This is a genomic window from Paenalicyclobacillus cellulosilyticus (genome assembly GCF_014647315.1).
Classification (GTDB): Bacteria; Bacillota; Bacilli; order Alicyclobacillales; family Alicyclobacillaceae; genus Alicyclobacillus_J; species Alicyclobacillus_J cellulosilyticus.
Map to the genome: position 1 here is coordinate 33244 of NZ_BMOY01000016.1, position 24387 is coordinate 57630.

Below are 24387 nucleotides of genomic sequence, written 5' to 3' on the forward strand. Positions count from 1 at the left end.
CGAAAAGGTATGGGGTTATGACGACCGATTTGCCGGTTCACGATTGGACGGATTACGGCATCAAACTGGTGGAAGAGGAACGGCGCCGGATTGCGCGCGACCTGCACGACGGCCCGGCCCAGGCGCTCGTCAACCTGAGCATGCGCCTGGAGATCATCCAGCAGTTCTTTCAGACGAATCCGCAGATGGCGATGCAGGAACTGGAGCGTGCCAACCGGCGGTTGATCAGCGTCGTCAACGAGCTGCGCCGGCTGATCTACGACCTGCGGCCCGTCGTGATCGACGAAAAAGGGTTGGTGGGCGCGGTGGCGGACCTGTGTGAGCGCGCGGCGCAGGATTGGAACTTGCGCGCGACGTGGGAGGCGCCGGAAGGGTTCGTCTGCCCGCTTTCGCCCGCCAAGCAGGTGGGGCTGTACCGGTTGGTGCAGGAAGCGTTCAACAACGTCCACAAACACGCCGAGGCCTCGTCCGTCCATGTCCGCATGGGGGTGGAGGCCGGACACTTCTTCCTCGAAGTACGGGATGACGGCCGCGGCTTCCGGCCGGAGGACATTCCTCCCGGTCATTACGGCCTGGCGGGGATGCGGGAGCGGGCGCATGTCCTGGGGGGCACCCTCGAGGTGAAGTCCCAGGTCGGCGCCGGCACCACGGTCACCGTGCGCATCCCGTTGTCCCGGCCGGCGGTCTTGGCAGGGGCCGCGGGCCCGGACACCGCGGCGGAAGCGGCAGCAGCGGCCGAGGGTGCCACCACGCCGCCCGGCCGCCCCGCGGACGAGGCGGTGTCAACGGGCGGGCAGGAAGGCGCGCCATGAGGCGGGCCAGCCCACCTCGCGCTGCATGAGGACGCACATCACCGCGAAGACGAGTGCGTTCAGGTACACCATCCACATGTCTTGATCCGGATTGACGGCATGGCTGACCACCGCCATCAGGTTGCACCAGGCGCTGAGGGTGAGTCCCGCGGCCAGCCACGCCCAGCGGCGGTCGAACGCGGCGGCCGCGACGCTGAGCATGACCGCCATCAGGATGTAGCGCTCGTGGATCTCGGTGGGGAGCATGAAGAACGCCAGCGACAGCATGGCGGCCGCCTTGAGCACGGCGGCGGTGCGGAGGTCTGCGTGCCACCACAGGTACACCAGGGCGTACAGGGTGGCGGCGGCAAGCAGGATGAGGCCGAGCGCCTTGACGGTCAGTCCGGGCAGCACCGGCGCGGTATCCGGCATCCACGGCATGCCGCCATAGACGAAATACCACACGTTCATCGCGTTGAGGGTCACGTACGGGTACTCGCCCGTGGTCGCGATGTACGCCTTGAAGACCATCTGACCCAGGGTGCCTGTGCCGGCAAAGTACAGGCTGACGGCGAGCAGGGGGAGAGCGGCGCCCGCGGCGAACCAAGCGGCGCGCCGGTACGAACGCTGCGCCAGGTCGCGCAGCCACAGGCCGCCCAGCACAGGCAGCACGACGATGGACTGAAACTTGGCGAGCAGCCCGACGGCCCAGCTTCCGCCTGCCAGCGCCGGCCGGCGCAGGTACCAGGCCAGCGCGGCGAGGACGAGGATGCCGTCGAGAATGTCCACCTGTCCCCACACCGCGGTGTCGTAGATCACGGCAGGATTGAGACAGAAGAAGGCGAGGATGAACACCCGCCACCCCGGCCGCACCCCGCGCGTCACCCAATAGAACAGGAGCATCGCTGCAGCAGCGATGGCGATGCCGGGCCATTTCATCCCGGCGCCCGTCGGCGGCACCGCCCAGTGCCCGGCGGATGCCAACCGGGCGTAGAGGCCGAGCACCCAGAGGTACACGGGCGGGTAGTCCACGTCCATCGTCCGGTACACGGACGGCAGCCCGTACTGGTGGATGGCCTGCATCCACCCCCAGAAGATCCGTTGATCCCCCACGAAACCGCGGGTGTGAAGGGCCAGCCAAACCTGCACCAGGACGGACGCCAGCCAGCAGGCCGCGAACGCCGTGCGCACGAACCACGGGGAAGCCACGAGCGCCGCGCGCCACGTCGCGCTGCGCGCGGGTTGACCGGATGCATTCGAACCTGACATGGCGGATTCGCCTCCTGTTCTGCTGCCTGCGGGCAGCGCCTTGCACCGGGCGGCTTCGGCCGGGCCGGGCGCTTTCAGCTTCCTGCCGGCAGCTTGGCACGTCTACCGGTTCTCGCTTAGAGGCAGCGCCGCAAAATCGCCAACACGTCGTCTTTCTCCAGCCTGCGGAAGCGGCCGATGGGCCCGAACCGCACCGCCTGCGCCGCCATCCGTTCCAGGTTTTCCTCGCCGATGCCGTAGTCCGCGAGCCGCTGCGGCGCGCCGATGCTGCGGAAGAACGCCCGCACGCGGGCAATCGCCGCCTGGGCCAGGTCGCGATCGCTTCGGCCTTGCGGGTCGATGCGAAACACCTCGGTCGCCAGGCGGGCGAAGCGGGACGGGTCGGTGTCCACGACATAATCCATCCAGTTCGGGAACACGATGGCAAGCCCGCCGCCGTGCGGGATGTCGTAGATGGCGCTGATTTCATGTTCGATGGCGTGGCAGGCCCAGTCGCCCTGGATGCCCATGCTGATCATGCCGTTGAGGGCCATCGTGCTGCAGTACATGAGCGTCTCGCGGGCGTCGTAGTCGTCCGGGCGTTCGAGCGCCTTGGGTGCGTATTCGAGGATGGTTTGCATGACCGATTCGATGAGCCGCACCTGCAGCGGCGCGTGCGTCTTGGCGTGGAAGTAGTGCTCGAAACAGTGCGCCAGCATGTCGCAGACGCCGTAGACTGTCTGATCGCGCGGGACGGTGAAGGTGTTGACCGGATCGCAAAAGGAGAACTTCGGGAACGTGTACGGCGAGCTGGCGCCGATTTTTTCCTTGGTCTCCCAGTTGGTGATGACCCCGCCGGCGTTCATCTCCGATCCGGTTGCCGCCAAGGTGAGAATCGTGCCGAGCGGCAGCGCGCCGGTGGGCTTTGCCTTCTTGAGGTAGATGTCCCACACGTTGCCGTCGAACACGGCGCCCATGGCGATGGCCTTGCCGCAGTCGAGGACCGATCCGCCGCCGACGGCGAGGATGAGCTGGATGTCATGGGCACGGCAGAGGTCGATGCCCTTCTGTACGGTCGTCAGCCGCGGGTTGGGCTCGACGCCGGCCAGTTCCCACCACGTGACCCCTGCGCCGCGCAAGATGCCGGTCACCTTGTCGTACAGGCCGTTGCGCTTGATGCTGCCGCCGCCGTAGACGAGCAGCACCCGCGTGCCGTACTTGGTCACTTCTTCCGCCAGGTGCTGCTCGATTTGATCCCGCCCGTAGTAGAGCACCGTCGGGTTGTGAAACCGGAATGGCTGCATCGCGAAACCGCCTCCTTCATGAAATGGTCAACGGCAGGTTGTCGATGAGCCGCGCCTTGCCGACGTACGCGGCGACCGCGAGCATCACGTCGCCTTGGATGCGCGCGAGCGGTTGCAAGGTGGCCATGTCCACCACCTCGGCGTAGTCGAGGCGGACCATGGGCTCCGCTTCAATCATCGCCCGCATCCCCGCCGCCACCTGCGCGGCATCCCGTTCACCCGCGTCAATCCGCGCCTTGGCCCACATGAGCGCCCGGTAGAGCACGGTGGCATGAGGCCGCTCTTCCGGCGTCAGGTAGACGTTGCGCGAGCTTTTGGCCAACCCGTCCGGTTCGCGTACCGTGGGGATGGCCACCACCTCGACCGGCATGTTCAGGTCCGCCACCATACGCCGGATGATGGCCAGCTGCTGTCCGTCCTTCTGGCCGAAGTATGCCCTGTCGGGCTCCACGATGTGAAACAGCTTGCAGACGACGGTGCTCACGCCGCGGAAGTGGGTCGGGCGCGAACGGCCGCACAGCGGGCGGCTGAGCTCCGGCAGCTCGACGACGGTGGCCATCGGCTGTGGGTACATCTCCTCGACGCTCGGCGCGAACAGGATGTCACATCCAGCCTCCCGCAAGAGGGCGGTGTCACGGGCGAGATCGCGCGGGTAGCGTTCGTAGTCCTCATGCGGGCCGAACTGGAGCGGGTTGACGAAGATGCTGACGACCACCAGGTCGTTGTCGCGGCGGGCGGCGGCGACCAGCGCCAAGTGTCCTTCGTGCAGGTAGCCCATGGTGGGTACAAAGCCGACGCGCTGGCCCGCCTGACGCGCCGCCCGCACCGCGGCGCGCACCTCGGCGATGGTGTGAACGACCTTCATGCCCGCCCCTCCTCGTTCAGCCATTGTTGCCAGCGCGCGGCCTCCGCAGGGTCGAGCCGGACCGTCTGCGCGGGGCCGGGGAATTCTCCCGCCTGGACCTCCGCCACGTATGATTTTGCCGCCTGCGCGATGACCTCCGCCAGATGGGCGTAGCGCTTGTTGTGGCGCGGCACGCGGCCCGGGGAGTAGCCGCAAAAGTCGTGGAACACCAGCACCTGGCCGTCGCAGTGCGGCCCGGCGCCGATGCCGATGGTCGGGATCCGCAGCCGCTCGGTCACGGCTTGCGCCACCTCGGCCGGGACCAACTCGAGGACGACGGCGAAGGCGCCGGCCGCTTCGAGCGCCTTGGCGTCGGCGAGGAGCCGCTTGGCCTGCTCCAAGGTCTTGCCTTGTACGGCGTAGCCGCCGAGGGCGTGCACCGACTGGGGTGTGAACCCGATGTGCGCCATGACCGGAATGCCGGCTGCGACGAGGCGGGCCACCGTCGGCGCCACTTCCGCGCCGCCTTCGAGTTTGACCGCCTGCGCACCGCCCTCCTGCAGGATGCGGCCGGCGCTGCGCAGCGCCTCCTCCGGGCTCACCTGGTAGGTGAGAAACGGCAGGTCGGTGACGACGAGCGGCCGTGCCGTGCCTTCCGGCAGGCTGGTCACCGCGCGGGCGACCATCTGGGTGTGGTAGACCATGTGATCCAGCGTCACCGGCAGCGTGCTCGGCTGGCCTTGCACGACGTTGCCGAGCGAGTCGCCGACAAGGAGGATATGTACGCCGCTTTCCGCCAGGAGGCGGGCGGTGGGGTAGTCGTACGCGGTGAGCATCGCGATGTGCTCGCCGGCTTCCTTCATGCGCAGCAGGGTGCGCACCGTGATGTCTTTGCTCATGGGCGATTCCCCCTTTGCCCTTTGCCAACCGCTTCTATTGTAGCAAAGCTGGACGTCCGCCGCGCCGGCGGACGAAGCTGCCGCATTCACTGTCTGTGCAATCCCGCACGAAAGGAGGCATGGCGCCATGTACGGTGTGTTCGGCGGTTACACGCGCTGGGCGGTCGTGTTCCTCATCATCTTCGTGCTGTTCTTCCTGCTTGTCCCGGGTTACACGACGACGACGTGCACCACGCAGGTCGTGACCTGAGCCGGCGGCCGCGATCCGCAGCCTCCATCCTTTGCCGGTCCGTGGTCTGCGTCCGGCATCCCTTCCGGGGAAAGCCGTCGCGAAGGCGGCGGGCGGTTGCGTTGGCAGCCGCCCAATTTTTTCGTGCGCGTGTTGCGGCGCGGATTGTATTGACTTCGCATGGGGGAACATCAATAATATCACTAATTTGAAGTAGAATGGCGGGCGTTTGCCTGCCTGCGGAGCGCGTGGCATCCAGCGAGGAGGCTTCACACCTGATGAGTTCAGCATCATCCGTCATCCCCCGACGTTGGACGGGCATCTTGGACCGGTACCGGGCGTGGCTGCCGGTGACCGACAAGACGCCGTCCTTGACGCTGTGCGAAGGCAATACCCCGCTCATTCCGGCCCACCAGTTGAGCGATCGCGTCGGGACCCAGGTGTTCTTCAAATACGAGGGGGCGAATCCCACCGGATCGTTCAAAGACCGGGGCATGGTACTTGCCGTGGCCAAGGCGAAGGAAGAAGGCAGCCGCGCGGTCATCTGCGCCTCCACCGGCAACACGTCCGCCTCGGCGGCGGCGTACGCGGCGCGGGCGGGCATGGAGGCGGTCATCCTCATCCCGGACGGGTACGTGGCCCTCGGCAAACTGGCGCAGGCGATGATGTACGGCGCGAAGATCATCGCGGTGCGCGGCAACTTCGACGCGGCGCTGCAGCTGGTCCGCGAAGTGGCGGACGAGGCGGGCCTCACGATTGTCAACTCCATCAACCCGTACCGGCTGCAGGGACAGCAGACGGCCGCGTTCGAGATCTGCGACGCGCTCGGACGCGCGCCGGATCATCTTTGCATCCCGGTCGGCAACGCGGGCAACATCAGCGCGTACTGGATGGGCTTTTGCGCGTACGCCGAAAAGGGGGTCGTGCCCAACCGGCCGCGGATGCACGGCTTTGAGGCGGCGGGTGCAGCGGCCTTGGTGAAGGGGGAGCCCATCGAGCACCCGGAGACGTTCGCCACCGCCATCCGCATCGGCAAACCGGCGTCGGCGGAGCTCGCGCTCAACGCGGCGAGATCGTCCGGCGGGGGCATCTACGCCGTCACGGACGACGAGATCCGCGAGGCGTACCGGCTCATCGCCCGCGAAGGCGTGTTCGCCGAACCGGCGTCGGCCGCGTCGGTGGCCGGGCTGTTGTCGTTGCACCGCCAGGGGGTCATCCGCTCCGGCGAGACGGTGGTGTGCGTGCTGACCGGCAACGGGTTGAAGGACCCGGACAACGCGGTGGCGGTCAGCCAGACGCAACCGATGGTCGTGGATTGTGACCGGCGGGCTGTGGCGGCAGCGCTGGGTGTTGGCCGATGAGCCGCAAAGCGGACGCAGCGCAAAGCACGGACGGCATGGTGTCGATGCTCGTGCCCGGGCGGGTGCGGCTGACGGTGCGCGTCCCCGCCACGTCGGCCAATCTCGGGCCGGGCTTCGACTGCATGGGTGTTGCGCTCACCGTGTTCAACGAGATGACGGTCGAGACCGGGCAGCCGTTCGCCGTGGAGGTGCACGGCGAGGCGGCGGACGTGCTGCCGGCCGACCGGAGCAACGCGGTGGTGGCCGCCATGGATGCGCTGTTGGGGCAAGTGGGCGCGGCGCGCGTGCCGTCCGATTGGCGCGTCGTGCTCCACAACCGGATCCCGGTGGGATCGGGCCTCGGTTCGAGCGCGTCGGCCATCGTCGGCGGTCTCTTGCTCGCCAACGGGCTTCTCGAAGTGTACGAGCCGGAGAAGGCGCTCCGGCGCGACGAACTGTTGGCGATCGCGGTGGCGATGGAGGGACATCCGGACAACGTGACGCCGGCGTTGCTCGGCGGCTTGTGCCTCACCCTGCCCGGAGAGGCGCCGCACACGCTCAAACTGCCCGTTCCGCCCAGCCTGCGCTTCGTCGTGGCGGTGCCTTCGTTTCGCCTCTATACGGAGGACTCGCGCCGCGTCGTTCCCGCGATGGTGGCGCGGGAGGACGCGGTGTTCAACGTGGCGCAGGCGGCGCGCTTGACGTACGCTTTGTGCAGCGGCGATTTGGCCAGTCTGCGCGACGGGTTCGGTGACCGGCTGCATGAACCATACCGGCAGACGCTCATTCCCGGCTATGCGGCGGTGAGCCGCGCGGCGGTGGCGGCGGGGGCGCTCATCACGACGTTGAGCGGCGCAGGCCCGTCGATGCTCGCCTGGTGCGACGGAGACGCCGTCGCGTATGGCGTCGCCCGCACGATGGCCGAAACGTGGCAGGCGCACGGCGTCCCGGCCCGGACGTTCGTGTACCGCGCTTGCGAAGAGGAGACCGTGGTTGTGCGGGAAGCGATATGACGAGCGGTCGCCGCGTGGCGTGGGTAGCAAGGCAGTGCTTGGATACAAGGCGTGCCGGTGTCAGCATGAGGACGGTGAATGGGCGTGAGGAGATCGCCGGCCCGCGGGTACCGCGCGGGTTCCCGCGCATCGTACCGCAAGGTCATCATCGTCGAGGGCAAGACCGACAAGGAGCGCTTGTTGCAAATCCTGATGGAACCCGTCGAGATCATCTGCACGCACGGCACGGTCAGCTACGAGTGGCTGGAGCGGCTGGCGGATCGGCTCCAGGATGAGGAGGTGTACATCCTCGTCGACGCGGATGAGCCCGGGATGAAGCTGCGCAGCCAGCTCCGCCGCGAACTGCCGAACGCCCGCCACCTGTACACGCGCAAGCTGTACCGTGAGGTCGCGCGCACCCCGATGGACCACCTCGCCCGCATCCTGTATGACGCCCACTTCATCATCGACGAAAGCTGGCTCCTCGATCCCGGCACGCACGGGTGACCTCTCCGGAGAGTTTGACCGCCGGGACTCACCGCCGGGGCTCACCGCCGGGGCTCACCGCCGGGGTTGACCGTTGGGGCTGGCCGTTGGGGTTGGCTGTTGGGGTTGACCATTGAGGTTTACACGGCTGTCCGGGTTGAATTTGGCTGACCTTCTCGCCAGGGTATGCCATCCCTCACGCGCGCCGGCAACAGATCGAACGGGAAGAAATTAGAATGTGTTCGATGCTATGATGATAGCCGAATTGTCCCGGTGCGGGACGAGCGGGAGGGATGGACATGGCAGACGAAGTGCGCGGGGCTCCGCCCGCAAGCAAAAAGACGAGCGCGGAGCGGGACGGGGAGCTGGCCAAGAAGGCGTTCATCGAGAACTGGCGGCGCGAGATGGAGGCGGTCGCCCTCTACGATCTCGCCGCGCAACAGGAGCCGGACGAGCGGCGCAGGTCGGTGCTGCGCCAGCTGGCCGAGTTGGAACGGCGGCATGCGGAGCTGTGGGCGGACAAGCTCGCGGCGCTCGGCGTGGAGGTGGCGGCGCTCCCGGCGCCCGAGCCCGGGCGACGTCCGTTGCAGCGGGACCAGTTGCTTGAAGAGATTGAGCGGATGGAGCGCAGCAACGCCGATTGGTACCGTTCGCTGCGCCATATGTTCAGCGATCCGGACGTCGTGCGGGTCCTGGAGCAATTGGAGGCGGACGAGCGGGCGCACGGCGACCTGGAGCAGGTGCTCGGCGGCGGGGACACTGCCGAGCGAGGATCGGGTGCGGCGGCCGACGGCGCACGCGGCGGCACCGCGCAAGGGGGTGACGGACGAGACGGTCCGGCGCAGCTTGGCCACGGTCAGTCGAGCCGCGGGGAGATGAACCACGGGCAGACGGGCCACGCGCAGACTGGCCACGCGCAGACGGGCCACGGGCAGACGGCGCGATCGCCAAACGCGCGCGGGGCGGGGGTGATGTCGCGCCTCAGCCACATCTGGGGCAGCGAGCGCTGGCACAACCAGGGCCGCGGCGGATGGATTGGCGACGCCATCTACGGCGTGAACGACGGCCTCGGCGCCATTTTCGGCATCATCGCCGGCGTGGCGGGATATACGTCGGTCAACAGCCACGACGTGTTGGTCAGCGGCTTCTTCGGCGCATTGGCGAGCACCCTCTCCATGGGAGCAGGCGCATATCTCGCCGCCAAGTCGGAGAACGAAGTGATGGAGAAGGAACTGGCGAGCGAGCGGTCGGAGATTGCGGAAGACCCGGCGCACGAGGAAGAGGAACTGGCCTTGTTATACCAGCTCAAAGGGTTCGGCGAGGACGAGGCGCGGCAGATTGCGGCGCGCATCGCGCAGGACCCGGAGCAGTTCTTGAAGACGATGGCCCAGGAGGAGCTCGGCATCCACGATGTGAGCCGCAGCAACCCGTGGACGTCAGCCCTGTTCGGCAGCCTGTCGACGTTTGTCGGCGGCATCGTGCCGCTGGTGCCGTTCTTCTTTATGGGCGGCACCCCCGCGATGGTCACGGCAGCCATCGTCAGCATCCTCGCCCACTTCGTGGTCGGCGCCTTGAAGAGCATCGTCACCGTGCGCAGTTGGTGGAAGAGCGGCTTGGAGATGACGCTGGTCGGCGTCATCACCGGCGTGGTTTCGTACGGGCTCGGTTTGGTCGGCGCGAAGGTGTTGTAGGGACGCGCGGCGAGCCTGCCGCGGGGCGGTGGTCCTGCGATGCTGCGATGCGGCGGTTGTCCGACGGGCGGCCGCCTGCGGCGGGCAGCCGATATGGGGCGTTACGGGAAGAGAGGGCGGATTTCAAACGGAGCGGGTTTCAAACCGCGTGGCTTGCGCGAACCCTGAGTGATGGCCAAACCCCGGGGGTTTCGCGCAAGTCCGGAAACCCGCGAGATGTCTGGATTTTTTGCTGAAAAGGGGCTACAATGAGGGCGTCTGCAGCGTCAGAGGTGCAGATGTCGTCGAGGGGTTCGCGGAAATCGGCCGGGAAGGCGCGTCAGGACTGGGCTGGATCGAGAGGAGTTGCTCCGCGGAGACGATCCGCGGCCCCATTGAAGCACGTCATCATCCCCTTCCGTGTTGGAGTTGTCATCGCTGGTTGCTCCGCGGAGACGATCCGCGGCCCCATTGAAGCGCTGGATTGCAATTCGCTGATATCTTCGAATCACCACCGCGTTGCTCCGCGGAGACGATCCGCGGCCCCATTGAAGCAGTCACTGAACGTGATTCCGCGTTCAGTGTCCTTGTCGGTTGCTCCGCGGAGACGATCCGCGGCCCCATTGAAGCTGTCCCTGCTGGCATGGCCTCAAAAAAGAACACCCCGTTGCTCCGCGGAGACGATCCGCGGCCCCATTGAAGCGGCTGTGGCAGAGGACGGACGTCATGGGTCTGACGTTGCTCCGCGGAGACGATCCGCGGCCCCATTGAAGCCCGGCAATGGTTACAGTCTGTCCGGATACCGAGTGTATGTTGCTCCGCGGAGAAGATCCGCGGCCCCATTGAAGCGTATTGGCCATCATGACCGGGATGCGCCAGGGAGAGTTGCTCCGCGGAGAAGATCCGCGGCCCCATTGAAGCCTGATCTACGAGCCGACTGGTGCCGCGCCATCCCCCGCGTTGCTCCGCGGAGACGATCCGCGGCCCCATTGAAGCGCAGCGTTGACTCCCATCTGACCGGCCTTGTGGAGCGTTGCTCCGCGGAGAAGATCCGCGGCCCCATTGAAGCCGCCTCGCTGATGGTGAAGTTGGGAACATGAACCGGGTTGCTCCGCGGAGAAGATCCGCGGCCCCATTGAAGCTCCAATGAAACGCGAAGCAACTCGCGGTCTTCATCTGTGTTGCTCCGCGGAGACGATCCGCGGCCCCATTGAAGCTCCTATGGACTGCTCGGGAAGATGCGGATATAGTGCGTTGCTCCGCGGAGACGATCCGCGGCCCCATTGAAGCAAGTCGAAATATTTGGTTCCATCACCGTAAATGTAAGTTGCTCCGCGGAGAAGATCCGCGGCCCCATTGAAGCTTCCTGCCACCACCTTTCAAAGATATCTAATTCGCGTTGCTCCGAGGAGAAGATCCGCGCCCCCATTGAAGTCAATAGGACAATGGAGAACTTCTTTACAAGGCTGACCAGTGTACAACCGCGAAGCGGGACAGGTTGGACGAGAAATGGGCCAACGTGACCTTTTCGGAAACCAGATGGCCGCACTGGCTCGTCGAGGATAGGTCGTGAATACCATATCTCATTCGCAATCTGTTATTTTCTATTTGAGGATCTATCTGGATAAAAAATTTTTTTATTTGTGTAAGAAGGATCATTCAATTTATTTGTCGAATTCGCCGAGTAGTTCATGCTGCACCACCTTGAATGAAAGGAGTGCAAGGATGGTGGCCGTTCGGTCGATCCGTGTAAAGTTGGCGGTCGGGTCGCCGCAGTATCGCGATGTTCGGCGAGGTTTATGGAAGACGCACCAGGTGATGAACGACGGGGTACGGTATTACTGCGAATGGCTCGTGCTGATGCGCCAAGAACCTATTTTTGACGAAGACGAACATGGCTTGACCGTTGTGCGAAAATCCCGTGAGGAGATTCAGACGGAACTTTTAAAGCGATTACGCAGACTGCAGCAAGCGCACAGTCATTCTGGAGATGCAGGGACGGATGAAGAACTGCTATCCCTGATGAGACAGTTGTACGAGCAAATTGTGCCGTCCAGTGTAGGGAAAAACGGAGATGCACAGATGTTATCAAGAAAATTTCTCAGTCCATTGACCGATCCGAATGCAGTGGGCGGGCTCGGCATCGCAAAGTCGGGCCGGAAACCTCGCTGGTTCCTAAAAAAACAGGCTGGTGATCCTACGTGGGAAGAGGATTATAAACGGGCGATACAACGGAAACAGGAGGACCCGACTCCGACGTTGTTGCTGGAGTTGCGGAGATTTGGTCTGCATCCATTGTTAGAACCCTTCACCGATACGGTGCAAGATGTCAACTGGACGCCTAAACGGAAAGGCCAGTTTGTTCGCACGTGGGATCGCGATATGTTTCAACAGGCCATCGAAAGGATGTTGTCTTGGGAGTCATGGAACCGGCGCGTGCAGGAAAGATTTGAACAATTGGCAAGAGATGCGGAGAAGTTTTATCAGGAAAACTTCGCGTCGGATGATGCGTTTCTATCGCTCGCGGAGCGCTTGGAGGACGAATTGAAGCGGTCGTCTCACGGTTTTATAGCTGTAGCCGAAGGCGCGTTTCAAATCCGACCTCGGTCTGTACGCGGTTTTGGCCGCGTCGTGGAAGAGTGGCTTAAGCTGCCGGAAGACGCCCCGGTCTCTGAATACGAGGCTGTGATCAAGGCGGTTCAGGCTCGCTCAGGTCGGGATTTTGGTTCATATGAATTATTTACGAAACTGGCAAGACCAGAATACCGTCCGTTGTGGCGCGATGATCCGACAAAGCTCATAAGATACGCTCGTCTGCGCGCGCTGCAGCGAAAAGTGGCGGGAGCGAAGCAGTACGCACGACTCACTTTACCGGATGCTGTGTACCATCCGATTTGGATTCGCTACGACGCGGAAGGCGGAAATATTCATGACTACGCGATCCGCACGCCCATAGGCGGAGATCGCCGTTATTTCGTCACATTTTCTTCTCTCATTATGCCGAACGATCACGGCGGATGGGACGAACATCGCGACGTTCACGTTCCCATAGCATTTTCAAGTCAGTGGGAACGTCTGCGTTTTGTGGAAGATAATGCAGAACTTTGTGTAGTCTATGTGGAACCCGGTGCAGGATCTCCGCTTCCTGCCGAGTTGGGCGGAGCCAAGATTCAATTTGACAGAAGACATCTCCAGCGTCGCCCAAATATGCTCAGTGCGGGAGGGTGCGGGCCCGTCTATCTTAACGTCAGTGTAGACGTGCAGCCGCAAGTACGACCGGACGTACAGGCTGTGCAGTTAACTAAAGTGGTGTCCGTTGGCAGGGAAACCGATCGTATTTTCTTGCGCCCTGAGAACCTGGTTAATTATTTGAAGTCTTCTTGTCGCGGTGAAAACAATAGTGCGTCACCTACCCTGCGCGTGATGGCTGTTGATCTGGGAATTCGCTCCAGTGCGGCGGTGGTGGTCTGCAGGGTAGACCCCCATGCCGCTGCGCGGCGCCACGAAGGATGAAAATGGGATTTGTCGAATGTTCATCAGCGGTGCTCAAGAACAGAGAACGGGCTTACTTGGTGCTGTGAGCCCGCAGGGTAGACTGTTCTCGACGACCGATTGTACCACGAATTGTCGCTCCGGAGACGGAAGCACGCACGGTAGAGGAAGGTCGAGGGTCGTCGTCTTGGGCTCCTGAACATGAGGCAGGAGGCGAAGCCGGGATGCAGGTCGTATACGAGCGTTGCTGTGGCTTGGATATTCACAAGCGTTCAGTCACCGCCTGTTCCCTCACCCCGGAGGGCAAGGCGATCCGGACGTTTGGCACGATGACCGAGGACTTGCTTGAACTGGCCGATTGGCTTCAAGACCAAGGCTGCAGCCACGTAGCTATGGAAAGTACCGGTTCATTCTGGAAACCCATCTACAATGTGCTCGAGGCGACGGGAGCTTTCACCCTTTTGGTGGTCAATGCCCAGCACATCAAGGCGGTCCCAGGACGCAAAACAGATGTCAGGGACGCCGAGTGGATCGCAGATCTCCTACGCCATGGCCTTCTGCAACCCAGCTTCGTTCCAAGCCGGGAACAACGGGAGCTGCGTGAGTTGATTCGCTATCGTCAAGAGATTGTCGATGAGCGGGCGAGAGAAGTGAATCGGCTGCAGAAGGTACTGGAAGGCGCGAATATCAAGCTATCCTCAGTGGCAACGGACATTACCGGCAAATCAGGATGGTCCATCCTGAAAGCCTTGAGTCAAGGAGAAACCGATCCACAGGAGTTGGCTGCTATGGCCAAAGGTCGGATGAAGGCTAAGCATGACGAACTCAAGCGGGCTCTTCATGGTGTGATGGGGGACCACCAACGGCTAATGCTTCGAGAACAGTTGCAGCACATTGAGGAGTTGGACAGGCGAATTGAGCGGCTTACCAAGGAAATTGGGGAGCGGATGCGCCCTTTTGAGGATGCGCTGGAGCGGCTGGATACGATCCCGGGTGTCGGACGGCGAATTGCGGAAGTGATCGTTGCCGAAACCGGTGCTGACATGTCCCAATTTCCTACCGCTGGCCATCTCGCCTCGTGGGCCGGCATGTGTCCAGGGAACCATGAGAGCGCAGGTAAGCGCAAGTCGGGACGAACTCGCAAGGGCAACGTTACGCTCAGACGAGCTTTGGTAGAAGCCGCGCAAGCAGCAGGGCGAACGCGGGACACCTATCTGTCCGCTCAGTTCAAGCGCTTGGCACACCGACGGGGGAGCAAACGGGCAGCCGTCGCGGTCGGGCACACGATTTTGATCATTGCGTATCATCTGCTAAAGCGGCAAACGACTTACCAAGAACTGGGTCCCTTGTACTTCGAAGAGAAGCAGCGGGAGACGGCGGTCCGGAACAGTGTCAAACGTCTTGAGCGTCTCGGATATCAAGTCATACTTGAGCCGAGAATACCCGCGTAGGAATGGATAATCTCCACCTTCTGGAAAGGCAATTCGTATTGCCTATAGGGGGTGGTTGTCTTGTCCCAAATTGTGGATTTTCACGGTAGAGCACAGGGACAACGTGACTACATCAGGTCCGCGCAAACCTACCATTTATCCCATCGCCGGCACCGATGAGTATGTGGCTGTCCAAGAGCGCGCGTTCCTTCTCAGGTTGCCGGGTGAGGGGAAGACTTCTGCCGCGGAAGACGCGTTTGGTCGTGTCCATGCGTTGCAAAGGCGGATTCGTCAGGGTATCCATGTACTGTCCCGATTTTTGCGGTTGAGCGAGCTGGCCGATCCGGAGGATCGCAAACGGGCGTTGGAGAGTCTTTCTAAAACCGTGGAGGGAACGCAGGATTGGACGAGCCTGTTTCGTGAGGAAATGGCTTCGCTACAGGATCGAGTCGGGGAAGAAGCCGCACTCTGGCGCGACCATGTCATCGAAGCGCATCGTCGGATGGAACGGTGGCTGGGCCAGGCAGTGCGCGAGTGGAAGGCAGTTCGCAAGCAGGCGGGCAAAGTGCCTGTGCGCCGGGGTGCGGGAGGCCTGTCCCTGCGGAGAATCCGTCAACTGGAACGCGATCGAACGACGCTGATCTCCTGGTCGAATCACGCTCGTGAGCCGGGCCAGGTGGTTCGAATGGCGAGAGGAAGCCAAGTGGCGCAGCGGTTGACAGCTCGACTGAACCACCTCAAGGAAGACCGGATCAAGAAGTTGGCGGACCTTTTGGTCATGACAGCCCTTGGCTACGTGTACGACGATACCCAACCGGCAGGAAATCGTTGGCATCGCCGTTATCCGCCATGTCATGTCATCCTCATGGAGGATTTATCGCGGTATCGTTTCCAAAGCGACAGACCGCCCTCTGAGAACAACCAACTGATGTCATGGAGCCACAGGGGGATTCTCCAAACGCTCAAGATGCAAGCAGACATCCATCAAATCATCGTCGGCACGGTATTCCCGGCCTTCTCGTCGCGGTTTGATGCACAGACCGGGGCTCCGGGAGTGCGGTGTCGGCCTGTCACGAAGCAGGACATCGAAAAAGCCGCGCGGGGGGAAGGCTGGCTCGCGCCAGAACTGGAGAGGTTGAATTGGACACTCGAGAAGATGCGTCCCAATGACCTCGTCCCGACCGGAGACGGAGAGATCCTTGTGTCGCCCGCGAAGTGGGATCGCGCCAAAGGCGTCAAAGTGGTACACGCAGACCTCAACGCGGCGCAGAACCTCCAACGGCGTTTCTGGGGAGGCGACGAAGCGTCAACGTTCCGTGTGTCGTGCGACGTGGTCGACATGGATGGCAAGCGTTATGCAGTCCCGAAAACCGATTCATTCTTCAAGGTGTTTGGTATTGGGGTATTTGAAAGTACAGACGAGGAGGGGGTATATCGCTGGGTGCCGGGACGAAAAATAGAGAAGAAAGGGTTGCGTCGTGGAAAACTTTCCGGGGAAGACGCAGACGAGAACGAGTGGCTTGAAGAAGCGCGCGAGCTGCAAGGCAAAGCAGTCACTCTCTTTCGGGATCCCAGCGGCCAAATTTATGGGGGAAGATGGCTGACCGCCAAGTTGTTCTGGGGATGGGTGGAACGGCTCGTCGCCGCCCGTCTGCGAGATAGGTCTTGGGAGCCCGAAGCTGCTGTTTCCGAGCGAGGAAAGTGAGGAAGTTCGGAATGCCTATCCCGGTCCGCATGCTCAATGAGCTATTCTATTGCGAGCGTCTTTATCACCTCATGCACGTTCAAGGATTGTTTGAGGCAAACGCCGATACCGTGGAAGGTACGGCCCAGCATCAACGTGCGGAACGTCATCGGAGGCCGTCGGACGTAGGGGCGATTGAACCGTGGGTTAAAGCGCCTGAATCACTGCACCTCGGCGATGAAGAACTGGGGATTGTGGGGAAGTTGGATGCGGTTCGTTTGGACGAAGCAGGGGAATGGCAACCCGTCGAGGCGAAACACGCGTCCTCCCCCGCTGGGAGGCAGCCGTTCATCATTGGCAACTGGACGCTCTCGGGAGATGCGTGGCCCAACGATCAGATTCAATTGTGTGCGCAAGGCCTGCTGCTCCGCGCGAACGGTTTTCCGAGTACGTCCGGACAATTGTATTACCGTGGCAACCGGAAAAAGGTCATGGTGAAATTTACCAACGACCTGGTGGATGCCACCTTATGGTGCATTCGGCGTGCACGTGAATTGGAAAGCCAGCCCATGCCACCGCCGTTGAAGGACTCTGACAAGTGCTTTCGATGTTCCCTCAATTCCGTTTGTCTGCCGGACGAGACAAACTTTCTGAACGCGACCGTCGATCGTGTCCGGAACATTGTTCCTCAACGTGATGATTTGGGAATCCTGTATGTTTCCGAACCGGGGACGCATTTGGGCAAGAATGGGCATGAATTGGTACTGACCGCACCTGACGGGTCAAGAACGAACATTCCTCTGAAAGATCTGATTCATGTGGCGCTATTTGGTAACGTGCAGATCTCTACGCAGTTGCTTCACGTTTTAATGGAGCAAGGCGTCACCGTCAGTTTTCTGACTTCGGGTGGAAGATTGGTTGGACAAGCTCACAACCTCATCACCAAAAACACGCACGTCCGTCGCGCTCAGTTCTCTAAATTTGAGGATGAGTCGGTTCGTTTCAATTTGGCGCGTGCCATCGTGCGCGCGAAGATCCTCAATCAACGGACCTTATTGCGACGGAACGCCAGAGATCTGCAGAGCACGGTACTCAAGGAGCTTGGCGATCTTGCCCGTTCTGCAGAGATGGCGGAATCTCTTGCGTCACTACGCGGAATCGAGGGGATGGCTGCGAAGATATACTTTACATGGTTTCCATCCATGCTTCGAACGGCGGAACTGGAACTCTCTGACGGAACGGTTGTGATGAACGGCCGGAATCGACGCCCGCCTAAAGACCCTGTGAATGCGATGCTCTCCCTGGCATACAGTTTGCTGGTGCGCGACATGTCTACCGCGATCGCGGCTGTAGGCATGGACCCAATGCTTGGTTTTTATCATGCCCTTGAACCAGGTCGTCCTGCGTTGGCACTTGACCTCATGGAGCCGTTTCGTGCTATCATCGCCGATTCCGTTGTCATTCGCGCACTGAATACTCGCGAGATTCAATGGCAGGACTTTTACCTGGGTCCAGATTCGTGCAGTCTCAAGCCCGCAGCGCGTAAACGGATGCTTCACGCCTATGAGAGGCGGATGAATGAAAAAGTCACCCACCCCGTTTTCGGGTACAAGGTATCATACCGGCGAATGCTGGAGTTGGAGAGTCGTATTCTCGCCCGATATCTCACTGGCGATTTGGCATCCTATACGCCCTTGGTGACAAGGTGAAAATATGCGGAGATATGTTTTGGTCAGTTATGACGTCAGCGATCCAAAACGATGGCGCCGGGTGTATAAAGTCATGCGGGGGTATGGCCAACATGTTCAGTATTCCGTGTTTTTGTGTCAACTGACGGACACGGAAGAGGCACGGTTACGCGAGACACTGTACGACCTCATTCATAAGGAAACCGATCAAGTCTTGTTTGCTCGCCTTGGCAGTGTGGAATCAGACGCGTTGGATCGTAATCTCACCGTGATTGGTCGCGAATACGATCACCTTGATTTGAAGAAACTGATTTTTTAACAACGATAGCTTGCGTGCGTACCGGCTGAACGTTACAATAAAGGCAGCCGGATAGGCGAGCCGCGACCTATAGGGTCGTAGGCTGAGCGGGACTTTGTGCCGACGCCTCAGAGACGAGGCATGTCCCGCGCTTCGATCCCTTGTTCAGCGTTCCGGCTTAACGAGCGCCTCGTCAGGGCAAATGCCCTGGGAGGTGCTCGCATCTTTGTCGCGGTGCGGATCGATGGCTTTGTATGGAGAGGGAAGAGGGGTGTATTCCCATGACTCACCGACTTGGTCAACGGGATGCTCGAAAGAAGGGCCTCAAGCTTGTGCGGATTGGGCATTGCGAGCACCCGCTGTCGGAACGATGAACAAGGGATCGAAGAAGTGGCACTGGATGATGGCGTTGTGCCAGGTCAGACCTACTATGTCGGAACGATGAACAAGGGATCGAAGAAGTGGCACGAGCTTGTCCACTTCAAGTGCTGTCTTGGGGATGCCCGGTCGGAACGATGAACAAGGGATCGAAGAAGTGGCACTTGCTGACAGACTTCCACACACGAGGATGAGAGCCAGTCGGAACGATGAACAAGGGATCGAAGAAGTGGCACTTCTTCCTCCTTTGCTGTTGGAGACGCTTCAGCCTCGTCGGAACGATGAACAAGGGATCGAAGAAGTGGCACTTCTTCCTCCTTTGCTGTTGGAGACGCTTCAGCCTCGTCGGAACGATGAACAAGGGATCGAAGAAGTGGCACTTCTTCCTCCTTTGCTGTTGGAGACGCTTCAGCCTCGTCGGAACGATGAACAAGGGATCGAAGAAGTGGCACACGGATGAATCAGAGCTTATCGAGGCCCAAGCGTGTCGGAACGATGAACAAGGGATCGAAGAAGTGGCACTAGATTCCTGGGGCCGCGCTTGCCGCGATGATTATGTCGGAACGATGAACAAGGGATCGAAGAAGTGGCACCAAGTCAGAGATGAACATTCGCCCACTCAAACCGCAGTCGGAACGATGAACAAGGGATCGAAGAAGTGGCACGCCAGGCCGTTGCCAAGGCTGTAGAGGCTGGGCAGGTCGGAACGATGAACAAGGGATCGAAGAAGTGGCACACACCAATGTTGGTTTGGCGGTTTATAACGGGGCCACGTCGGAACGATGAACAAGGGATCGAAGAAGTGGCACTGTTCATATCCTGTCACACCACCACGAATTGCGGCCGTCGGAACGATGAACAAGGGATCGAAGAAGTGGCACCGGCCAAGAAACCACGCAGGGAAATGTACCGTCGTTGTCGGAACGATGAACAAGGGATCGAAGAAGTGGCACACCGGAGTTTAAGGAACGGGCTATGTTGGATTTTGCGTCGGAACGATGAACAAGGGATCGAAGAAGTGGCACGCCTCTGTCTCCCGAGCGTCCTCGTCGTAGGTATTCGTCGGAACGATGAACAAGGGATCGAAGAAGTGGCACGTATTGAATGCTCCAGCCGCTGGATATGGGACTGGGTCGGAACGATGAACAAGGGATCGAAGAAGTGGCACCCTGGTCGTCTAGTTGGTCGTCCAAGTAAGACGGAAGTCGGAACGATGAACAAGGGATCGAAGAAGTGGCACGTAAGACCTGTGTTGAGATTCTGCCATTCCTCACGTCGGAACGATGAACAAGGGATCGAAGAAGTGGCACATGGGGAGGCACCTCCCGCAGGTTTAAGATGATACATCAGTCGGAACGATGAACAAGGGATCGAAGAAGTGGCACAAGCAAACGCAATGGACCGATGAACACCCGGTGCTGTCGGAACGATGAACAAGGGATCGAAGAAGTGGCACCCTCCAATTTGTCAAGAGGGGAACACCTGTTCGCCTCCGTCGGAACGATGAACAAGGGATCGAAGAAGTGGCACTAACATACCGCGTTTACTTTGTCAACTGGTGCCTAAGTCGGAACGATGAACAAGGGATCGAAGAAGTGGCACGCGAACGGAATTTTATCCGATTTGGTGAAGAGTGGTAGTCGGAACGATGAACAAGGGATCGAAGAAGTGGCACTGTGCGGAGAAGATCGATGTCCGCATGGCGATATTGGGTCGGAACGATGAACAAGGGATCGAAGAAGTGGCACAAGCAGGGGAAGGTCGTCAAAGTCGTACCAAAGGGGTCGGAACGATGAACAAGGGATCGAAGAAGTGGCACTTGTTCAAATATAGCACGCGGGTACACAACTCGTGGGTCGGAACGATGAACAAGGGATCGAAGAAGTGGCACTTGTTCAAATATAGCACGCGGGTACACAACTCGTGGGTCGGAACGATGAACAAGGGATCGAAGAAGTGGCACTTGTTCAAATATAGCACGCGGGTACACAACTCGTGGGTCGGAACGATGAACAAGGGATCGAAGAAGTGGCACTTGTTCAAATATAGCACGCGGGTACACAACTCGTGGGTCGGAACGATGAACAAGGGATCGAAGAAGTGGCACTCTGAACAGCGGTCAGTGCTCAGATGGCCGGTGCCGTCGGAACGATGAACAAGGGATCGAAGAAGTGGCACTTCCGGGCCATGTGCGGCGAGATGACACGCGTCCGCGTCGGAACGATGAACAAGGGATCGAAGAAGTGGCACTATCGTGGGAGTTTGTATGAAGTAACACCCGCTTGTCGGAACGATGAACAAGGGATCGAAGAAGTGGCACCTCTAGCTTTCTCCGTTCCTCTTCTGTGCGCCTCTGTCGGAACGATGAACAAGGGATCGAAGAAGTGGCACTCGGGTATGGGGCTGCAAATCCCGAAACCGCAACGGTTGTCGGAACGATGAACAAGGGATCGAAGAAGTGGCACACGATGAGCCAATAGTACATCACGCGACACCCCATGCGTCGGAACGATGAACAAGGGATCGAAGAAGTGGCACACCGAGGACGTGAACCGAGCAACGGCGCAGGCGCAGGAGTCGGAACGATGAACAAGGGATCGAAGAAGTGGCACAGCCGCTCCTTCGCCGCCTGCAACCTATGCCATGCCGTCGGAACGATGAACAAGGGATCGAAGAAGTGGCACAGCCAATCTCGTTGATTTTCGTCCCTGCTGGCAAGGTCGGAACGATGAACAAGGGATCGAAGAAGTGGCACTTTTGAGGAAAATCGACAAAACATATTGACAGTGTAATGTCGGAACGATGAACAAGGGATCGAAGAAGTGGCACGTTATGGTCAATCGACATGCAGCGGAAACCCTTGGTGTCGGAACGATGAACAAGGGATCGAAGAAGTGGCACAGCTGCTTGACGGTGATCGTCACATCAATGTCCACGTCGGAACGATGAACAAGGGATCGAAGAAGTGGCACACAAGAAAATCCATATCGATCACACCTTGAATATCGTCGGAACGATGAACAAGGGATCGAAGAAGTGGCACATGCGAGTGTATTTGCGGCCGCCCCTCCGGTGGCGCGTCGGAACGATGAACAAGGGATCGAAGAAGTGGCACACAGTGACTTGATTTTGGGCAGGCATTCCGTTTGCAAGTCGGAACGATGAACAAGGGATCGAAGAAGTGGCACATTACGATGCCGTTTAGACCTGCGGACGAATTGTTGGTCGGAACGATGAACAAGGGATCGAAGAAGTGGCACACGATCCGTGACTGAACCTGTGCACGACGCGGTAGTGTCGGAACGATGAACAAGGGATCGAAGAAGTGGCACCAGCAGGACGGTGTCACCAAGATACAACACGCCAACAAGTCGGAACGATGAACAAGGGATCGAAGAAGTGGCACAACTTGTCGCGTTCTTCTCCGGTGACAAAATCCATCGTCGGAACGATGAACAAGGGATCGAAGAAGTGGCACAACGGTCTGCGGCGGCCTGCAGTTGTTGCGAATCCGTCGGAACGATGAACAAGGGATCGAAGAAGTGGCACTTGGCAAAGAGTGTTTTGGACGGTGTTCACAGTTCTAGTCGGAACGATGAACAAGGGATCGAAGAAGTGGCACTCCGGGCTGATCGGAGCCTCATGAGAATGCATCATTGTCGGAACGATGAACAAGGGATCGAAGAAGTGGCACTCCAAGTCATCGGCCCTAAGCGGCGCTCTGCCTTCGTCGGAACGATGAACAAGGGATCGAAGAAGTGGCACACTTCTGCCAGCCACTCCACATCATGCGCGGTCCAGCGTCGGAACGATGAACAAGGGTTCGAAGAAGTGGCACCGGTGATATAGCTCATGTATCTACTTCCCCCATATTGAGTCGGAACGATGAACAAGGGATCGAAGAAGTGGCACACAAGAGCGTCGTTATCATGGTCAAGATGGCCGTGAGTCGGAACGATGAACAAGGGATCGAAGAAGTGGCACGAAGTTCCGTGAGCGTCAAATAGCGCACACCTGGCGTCAGTCCGTCTTCTGCGAGATGATCCCCTCCAGAATCCAGTCATGGAGGGATCACCGTGACAAAGGCCGAGTTGGAAGCACTTCGTAAGCTTTGGCGTGCCCGCGTGGCGGACTTTCGGGCCAGCGGGTTAACCGGCGCAGCCTGGTGTGCTGCGCATCAGGTCAAGGAACACCAGCTGTGGTATTGGGTCGGCAAGTTTAAGGCGGACACTGACCACGACGGCCGTCAACGTGAGCATGCTGAGCCGCGTTTCATCCCGGTGCGTGTGGAGGAATCCGCGCCTGAAGTGACGGACAAGCTGCTGTCCGTGCGCGTGGGTCCTGCTGTCATCGAGGTCACGCCCGGTTACGACACTGAACTGCTGCGCGATGTGGTGCGCACCCTGGCGTCGCTATGCTGAACATCGGTGCTGGACCGGGGGAGTTGCGCGTGTACCTGGCCTGCGGCAGCACGGATATGCGCAAGTCCATCGACGGATTGGCGGCTCTCGTGCAGGAGTCCTTTCACCTGGACCCGTTTTCCCCTGCGGTCTTCGTGTTTTGTAACCGGGAGCGGGACAAGTTGAAGATCTTGTACTGGGAACACAACGGCTTCTGGTTGTATTATCGGCGGCTGGAGCGGGGCCGGTTTCAATGGCCGGACGCCAGCGACGGCAAGACCCTCGTCATCAGCCGCCGGGAGCTGGGCTGGCTGTTGGACGGACTGCCATGGAACCAACCGCAAGCACACCGGAGGGTTACCGCGAAAAAAGTGGTGTGAGACCGGTAAACACAGAAGGATCTGGCAAGGGATTTCGGCAGGCGTGTCGAAGTCCTTTTGCATGATGAACCCGACAGCGACCCCCAACCAACTGGAAGCCCTGCAGGCGCGCTGCGAAGCGCAAGAGAAGGAAATCGCGGAGCTGAAAAAGCAGGTCAAATTGCTGCTGGAACAGCTTCGCTTGGCTCGCCACCGGCAATTCGGGAAGTCCAGCGAACGCACGACGGACGACCAGGTGCGCTTGGACCTGGTATTCAACGAGGCCGAGGCGGAGGCGCAACCAGAGGCAGAGGAACCCACCTTCGAGACGGTGACGTACCAGCGGCGCAAGAAGCAGCCAGGCCAGCGGGACGCCATGCTGGCAGACCTTCCGGTGGAGCGGATTGAATACCGTCTGCCGGAGGAAGAACGGATCTGTCCGTGCTGCGGGGAGGTCATGGACGAGGCGGGTGTCGAGATCCGTCGCGAGCTCATCCACATCCCGGCACAGACGAAGGTGCGCGAACATGTCCAGCAACAATACGCATGCCGGACGTGTGACAAGCATGGGACCGAAACGCCCATGGTCAAGGCGCAGATGCCCAAGCCCCCGATACCGGGCAGCCTGGCGTCCGCCTCGATGCTGGCGTACGTGATCGACAAGAAATACGTGGATGGCTTGCCGCTGTACCGCCTGGAGGAGCAGTTTGCCCGGCAAGGCCTGCGGTTGACCCGGCAGACTCTGGCGAACTGGGTGGTGTTGGGGGCGACGCGGTGGCTGGAACGGATATATCACCGGCTGCATGAGGAGTTGCTCAAGCGCCGGTACCTCCATGCGGACGAGACGACGCTGCA

Annotated in this window: 18 protein-coding genes and 2 CRISPR repeat arrays; of the genes, 14 read left to right on the forward strand and 4 right to left on the reverse strand. The window is 60.4% G+C overall.

Going from position 1 to position 24387, the window contains the following annotated elements; translation table 11 throughout:
• Positions 1 to 17: 17 nt before the first annotated feature.
• Positions 18 to 812, forward strand: coding sequence for a sensor histidine kinase (locus IEX97_RS06550; RefSeq protein ID WP_188881876.1), 795 nt, complete (start codon positions 18 to 20; stop codon positions 810 to 812).
• Here IEX97_RS06550 and IEX97_RS06555 read toward each other — a convergent pair.
• From IEX97_RS06555 to panB, 4 genes are all read right to left on the reverse strand, one after another.
• Positions 783 to 2060, reverse strand: a complete 1278-nt coding sequence (locus IEX97_RS06555; protein ID WP_188881877.1) for a transporter — start codon at positions 2058 to 2060, stop codon at positions 783 to 785. The two genes, IEX97_RS06550 and IEX97_RS06555, sit on opposite strands and share 30 nt — an antisense overlap.
• A gap of 116 nt (positions 2061 to 2176) precedes the next feature.
• Positions 2177 to 3343 (reverse strand): iron-containing alcohol dehydrogenase, encoded by a 1167-nt coding sequence (locus IEX97_RS06560; RefSeq protein ID WP_188881878.1) that lies wholly within the window; start codon positions 3341 to 3343, stop codon positions 2177 to 2179.
• A gap of 16 nt (positions 3344 to 3359) precedes the next feature.
• Positions 3360 to 4208 carry a pantoate--beta-alanine ligase gene (panC, locus tag IEX97_RS06565; protein WP_188881880.1) on the reverse strand — a complete coding sequence of 283 codons (849 nt, stop codon included), beginning with the start codon at positions 4206 to 4208 and terminating at the stop codon, positions 3360 to 3362.
• Positions 4205 to 5086 carry a 3-methyl-2-oxobutanoate hydroxymethyltransferase gene (gene panB / locus IEX97_RS06570; RefSeq protein WP_188881881.1) on the reverse strand — a complete coding sequence of 294 codons (882 nt, stop codon included), beginning with the start codon at positions 5084 to 5086 and terminating at the stop codon, positions 4205 to 4207. Before panB ends, panC begins: the two co-directional genes overlap by 4 nt.
• Before the next feature lie 127 nt (positions 5087 to 5213).
• Here panB and IEX97_RS13905 point away from each other — a divergent pair, with 127 nt between their 5' ends.
• The 13 genes from IEX97_RS13905 to IEX97_RS06630 form a co-directional block, all read left to right on the forward strand.
• Complete coding sequence (locus IEX97_RS13905; RefSeq protein ID WP_268238321.1) at positions 5214 to 5336, forward strand: hypothetical protein; 123 nt, start codon at positions 5214 to 5216, stop codon at positions 5334 to 5336.
• Between the two features lie 257 nt (positions 5337 to 5593).
• Positions 5594 to 6676: a threonine synthase gene (gene thrC / locus IEX97_RS06575; RefSeq protein WP_188881882.1), complete on the forward strand. Its 1083-nt coding sequence runs from the start codon at positions 5594 to 5596 to the stop codon at positions 6674 to 6676.
• Positions 6673 to 7668, forward strand: coding sequence for a homoserine kinase (gene thrB / locus IEX97_RS06580; protein WP_188881883.1), 996 nt, complete (start codon positions 6673 to 6675; stop codon positions 7666 to 7668). The genes thrC and thrB overlap by 4 nt, the downstream gene beginning before the upstream one ends.
• Before the next feature lie 78 nt (positions 7669 to 7746).
• Positions 7747 to 8154: a toprim domain-containing protein gene (locus IEX97_RS06585; protein ID WP_188881884.1), complete on the forward strand. Its 408-nt coding sequence runs from the start codon at positions 7747 to 7749 to the stop codon at positions 8152 to 8154.
• Between the two features lie 278 nt (positions 8155 to 8432).
• A complete protein-coding gene (locus tag IEX97_RS06590) occupies positions 8433 to 9824 on the forward strand; it encodes a VIT1/CCC1 transporter family protein (protein ID WP_188881885.1) in 1392 nt (463 codons plus the stop codon).
• Positions 9825 to 10168: 344 nt separating this feature from the next.
• A CRISPR array of direct repeats spans positions 10169 to 11238; the repeat unit is 37 nt; unit sequence GTTGCTCCGCGGAGACGATCCGCGGCCCCATTGAAGC.
• Between the two features lie 290 nt (positions 11239 to 11528).
• Positions 11529 to 13316: a type V CRISPR-associated protein Cas12b gene (gene cas12b, locus IEX97_RS06595; RefSeq protein WP_188881886.1), complete on the forward strand. Its 1788-nt coding sequence runs from the start codon at positions 11529 to 11531 to the stop codon at positions 13314 to 13316.
• Between the two features lie 203 nt (positions 13317 to 13519).
• Positions 13520 to 14746 carry an IS110 family RNA-guided transposase gene (locus tag IEX97_RS06600; protein ID WP_188881887.1) on the forward strand — a complete coding sequence of 409 codons (1227 nt, stop codon included), beginning with the start codon at positions 13520 to 13522 and terminating at the stop codon, positions 14744 to 14746.
• Between the two features lie 55 nt (positions 14747 to 14801).
• Positions 14802 to 16430, forward strand: a complete 1629-nt coding sequence (gene cas12b / locus IEX97_RS06605) for a type V CRISPR-associated protein Cas12b (RefSeq protein ID WP_188881888.1) — start codon at positions 14802 to 14804, stop codon at positions 16428 to 16430.
• 11 nt (positions 16431 to 16441) lie between these two features.
• Complete coding sequence (gene cas4g/cas1g, locus IEX97_RS06610; protein WP_188881889.1) at positions 16442 to 18118, forward strand: CRISPR-associated endonuclease Cas4g/Cas1g; 1677 nt, start codon at positions 16442 to 16444, stop codon at positions 18116 to 18118.
• 4 nt (positions 18119 to 18122) lie between these two features.
• Positions 18123 to 18416 carry a CRISPR-associated endonuclease Cas2 gene (gene cas2 / locus IEX97_RS06615; protein ID WP_188881890.1) on the forward strand — a complete coding sequence of 98 codons (294 nt, stop codon included), beginning with the start codon at positions 18123 to 18125 and terminating at the stop codon, positions 18414 to 18416.
• Between the two features lie 340 nt (positions 18417 to 18756).
• A CRISPR array of direct repeats spans positions 18757 to 22757; the repeat unit is 36 nt; unit sequence GTCGGAACGATGAACAAGGGATCGAAGAAGTGGCAC.
• Positions 22758 to 22849: 92 nt separating this feature from the next.
• A complete protein-coding gene (tnpA, locus tag IEX97_RS06620; protein WP_188881891.1) occupies positions 22850 to 23194 on the forward strand; it encodes an IS66 family insertion sequence element accessory protein TnpA in 345 nt (114 codons plus the stop codon).
• Between the two features lie 29 nt (positions 23195 to 23223).
• Entirely contained in the window at positions 23224 to 23553 is a 330-nt protein-coding gene (gene tnpB, locus IEX97_RS06625) for an IS66 family insertion sequence element accessory protein TnpB (RefSeq protein WP_188881893.1), read from the forward strand.
• A gap of 61 nt (positions 23554 to 23614) precedes the next feature.
• Positions 23615 to 24387, forward strand: a 773-nt coding sequence (locus tag IEX97_RS06630) for an IS66 family transposase (protein WP_229776534.1), incomplete at its 3' end; no start/stop codon positions are given.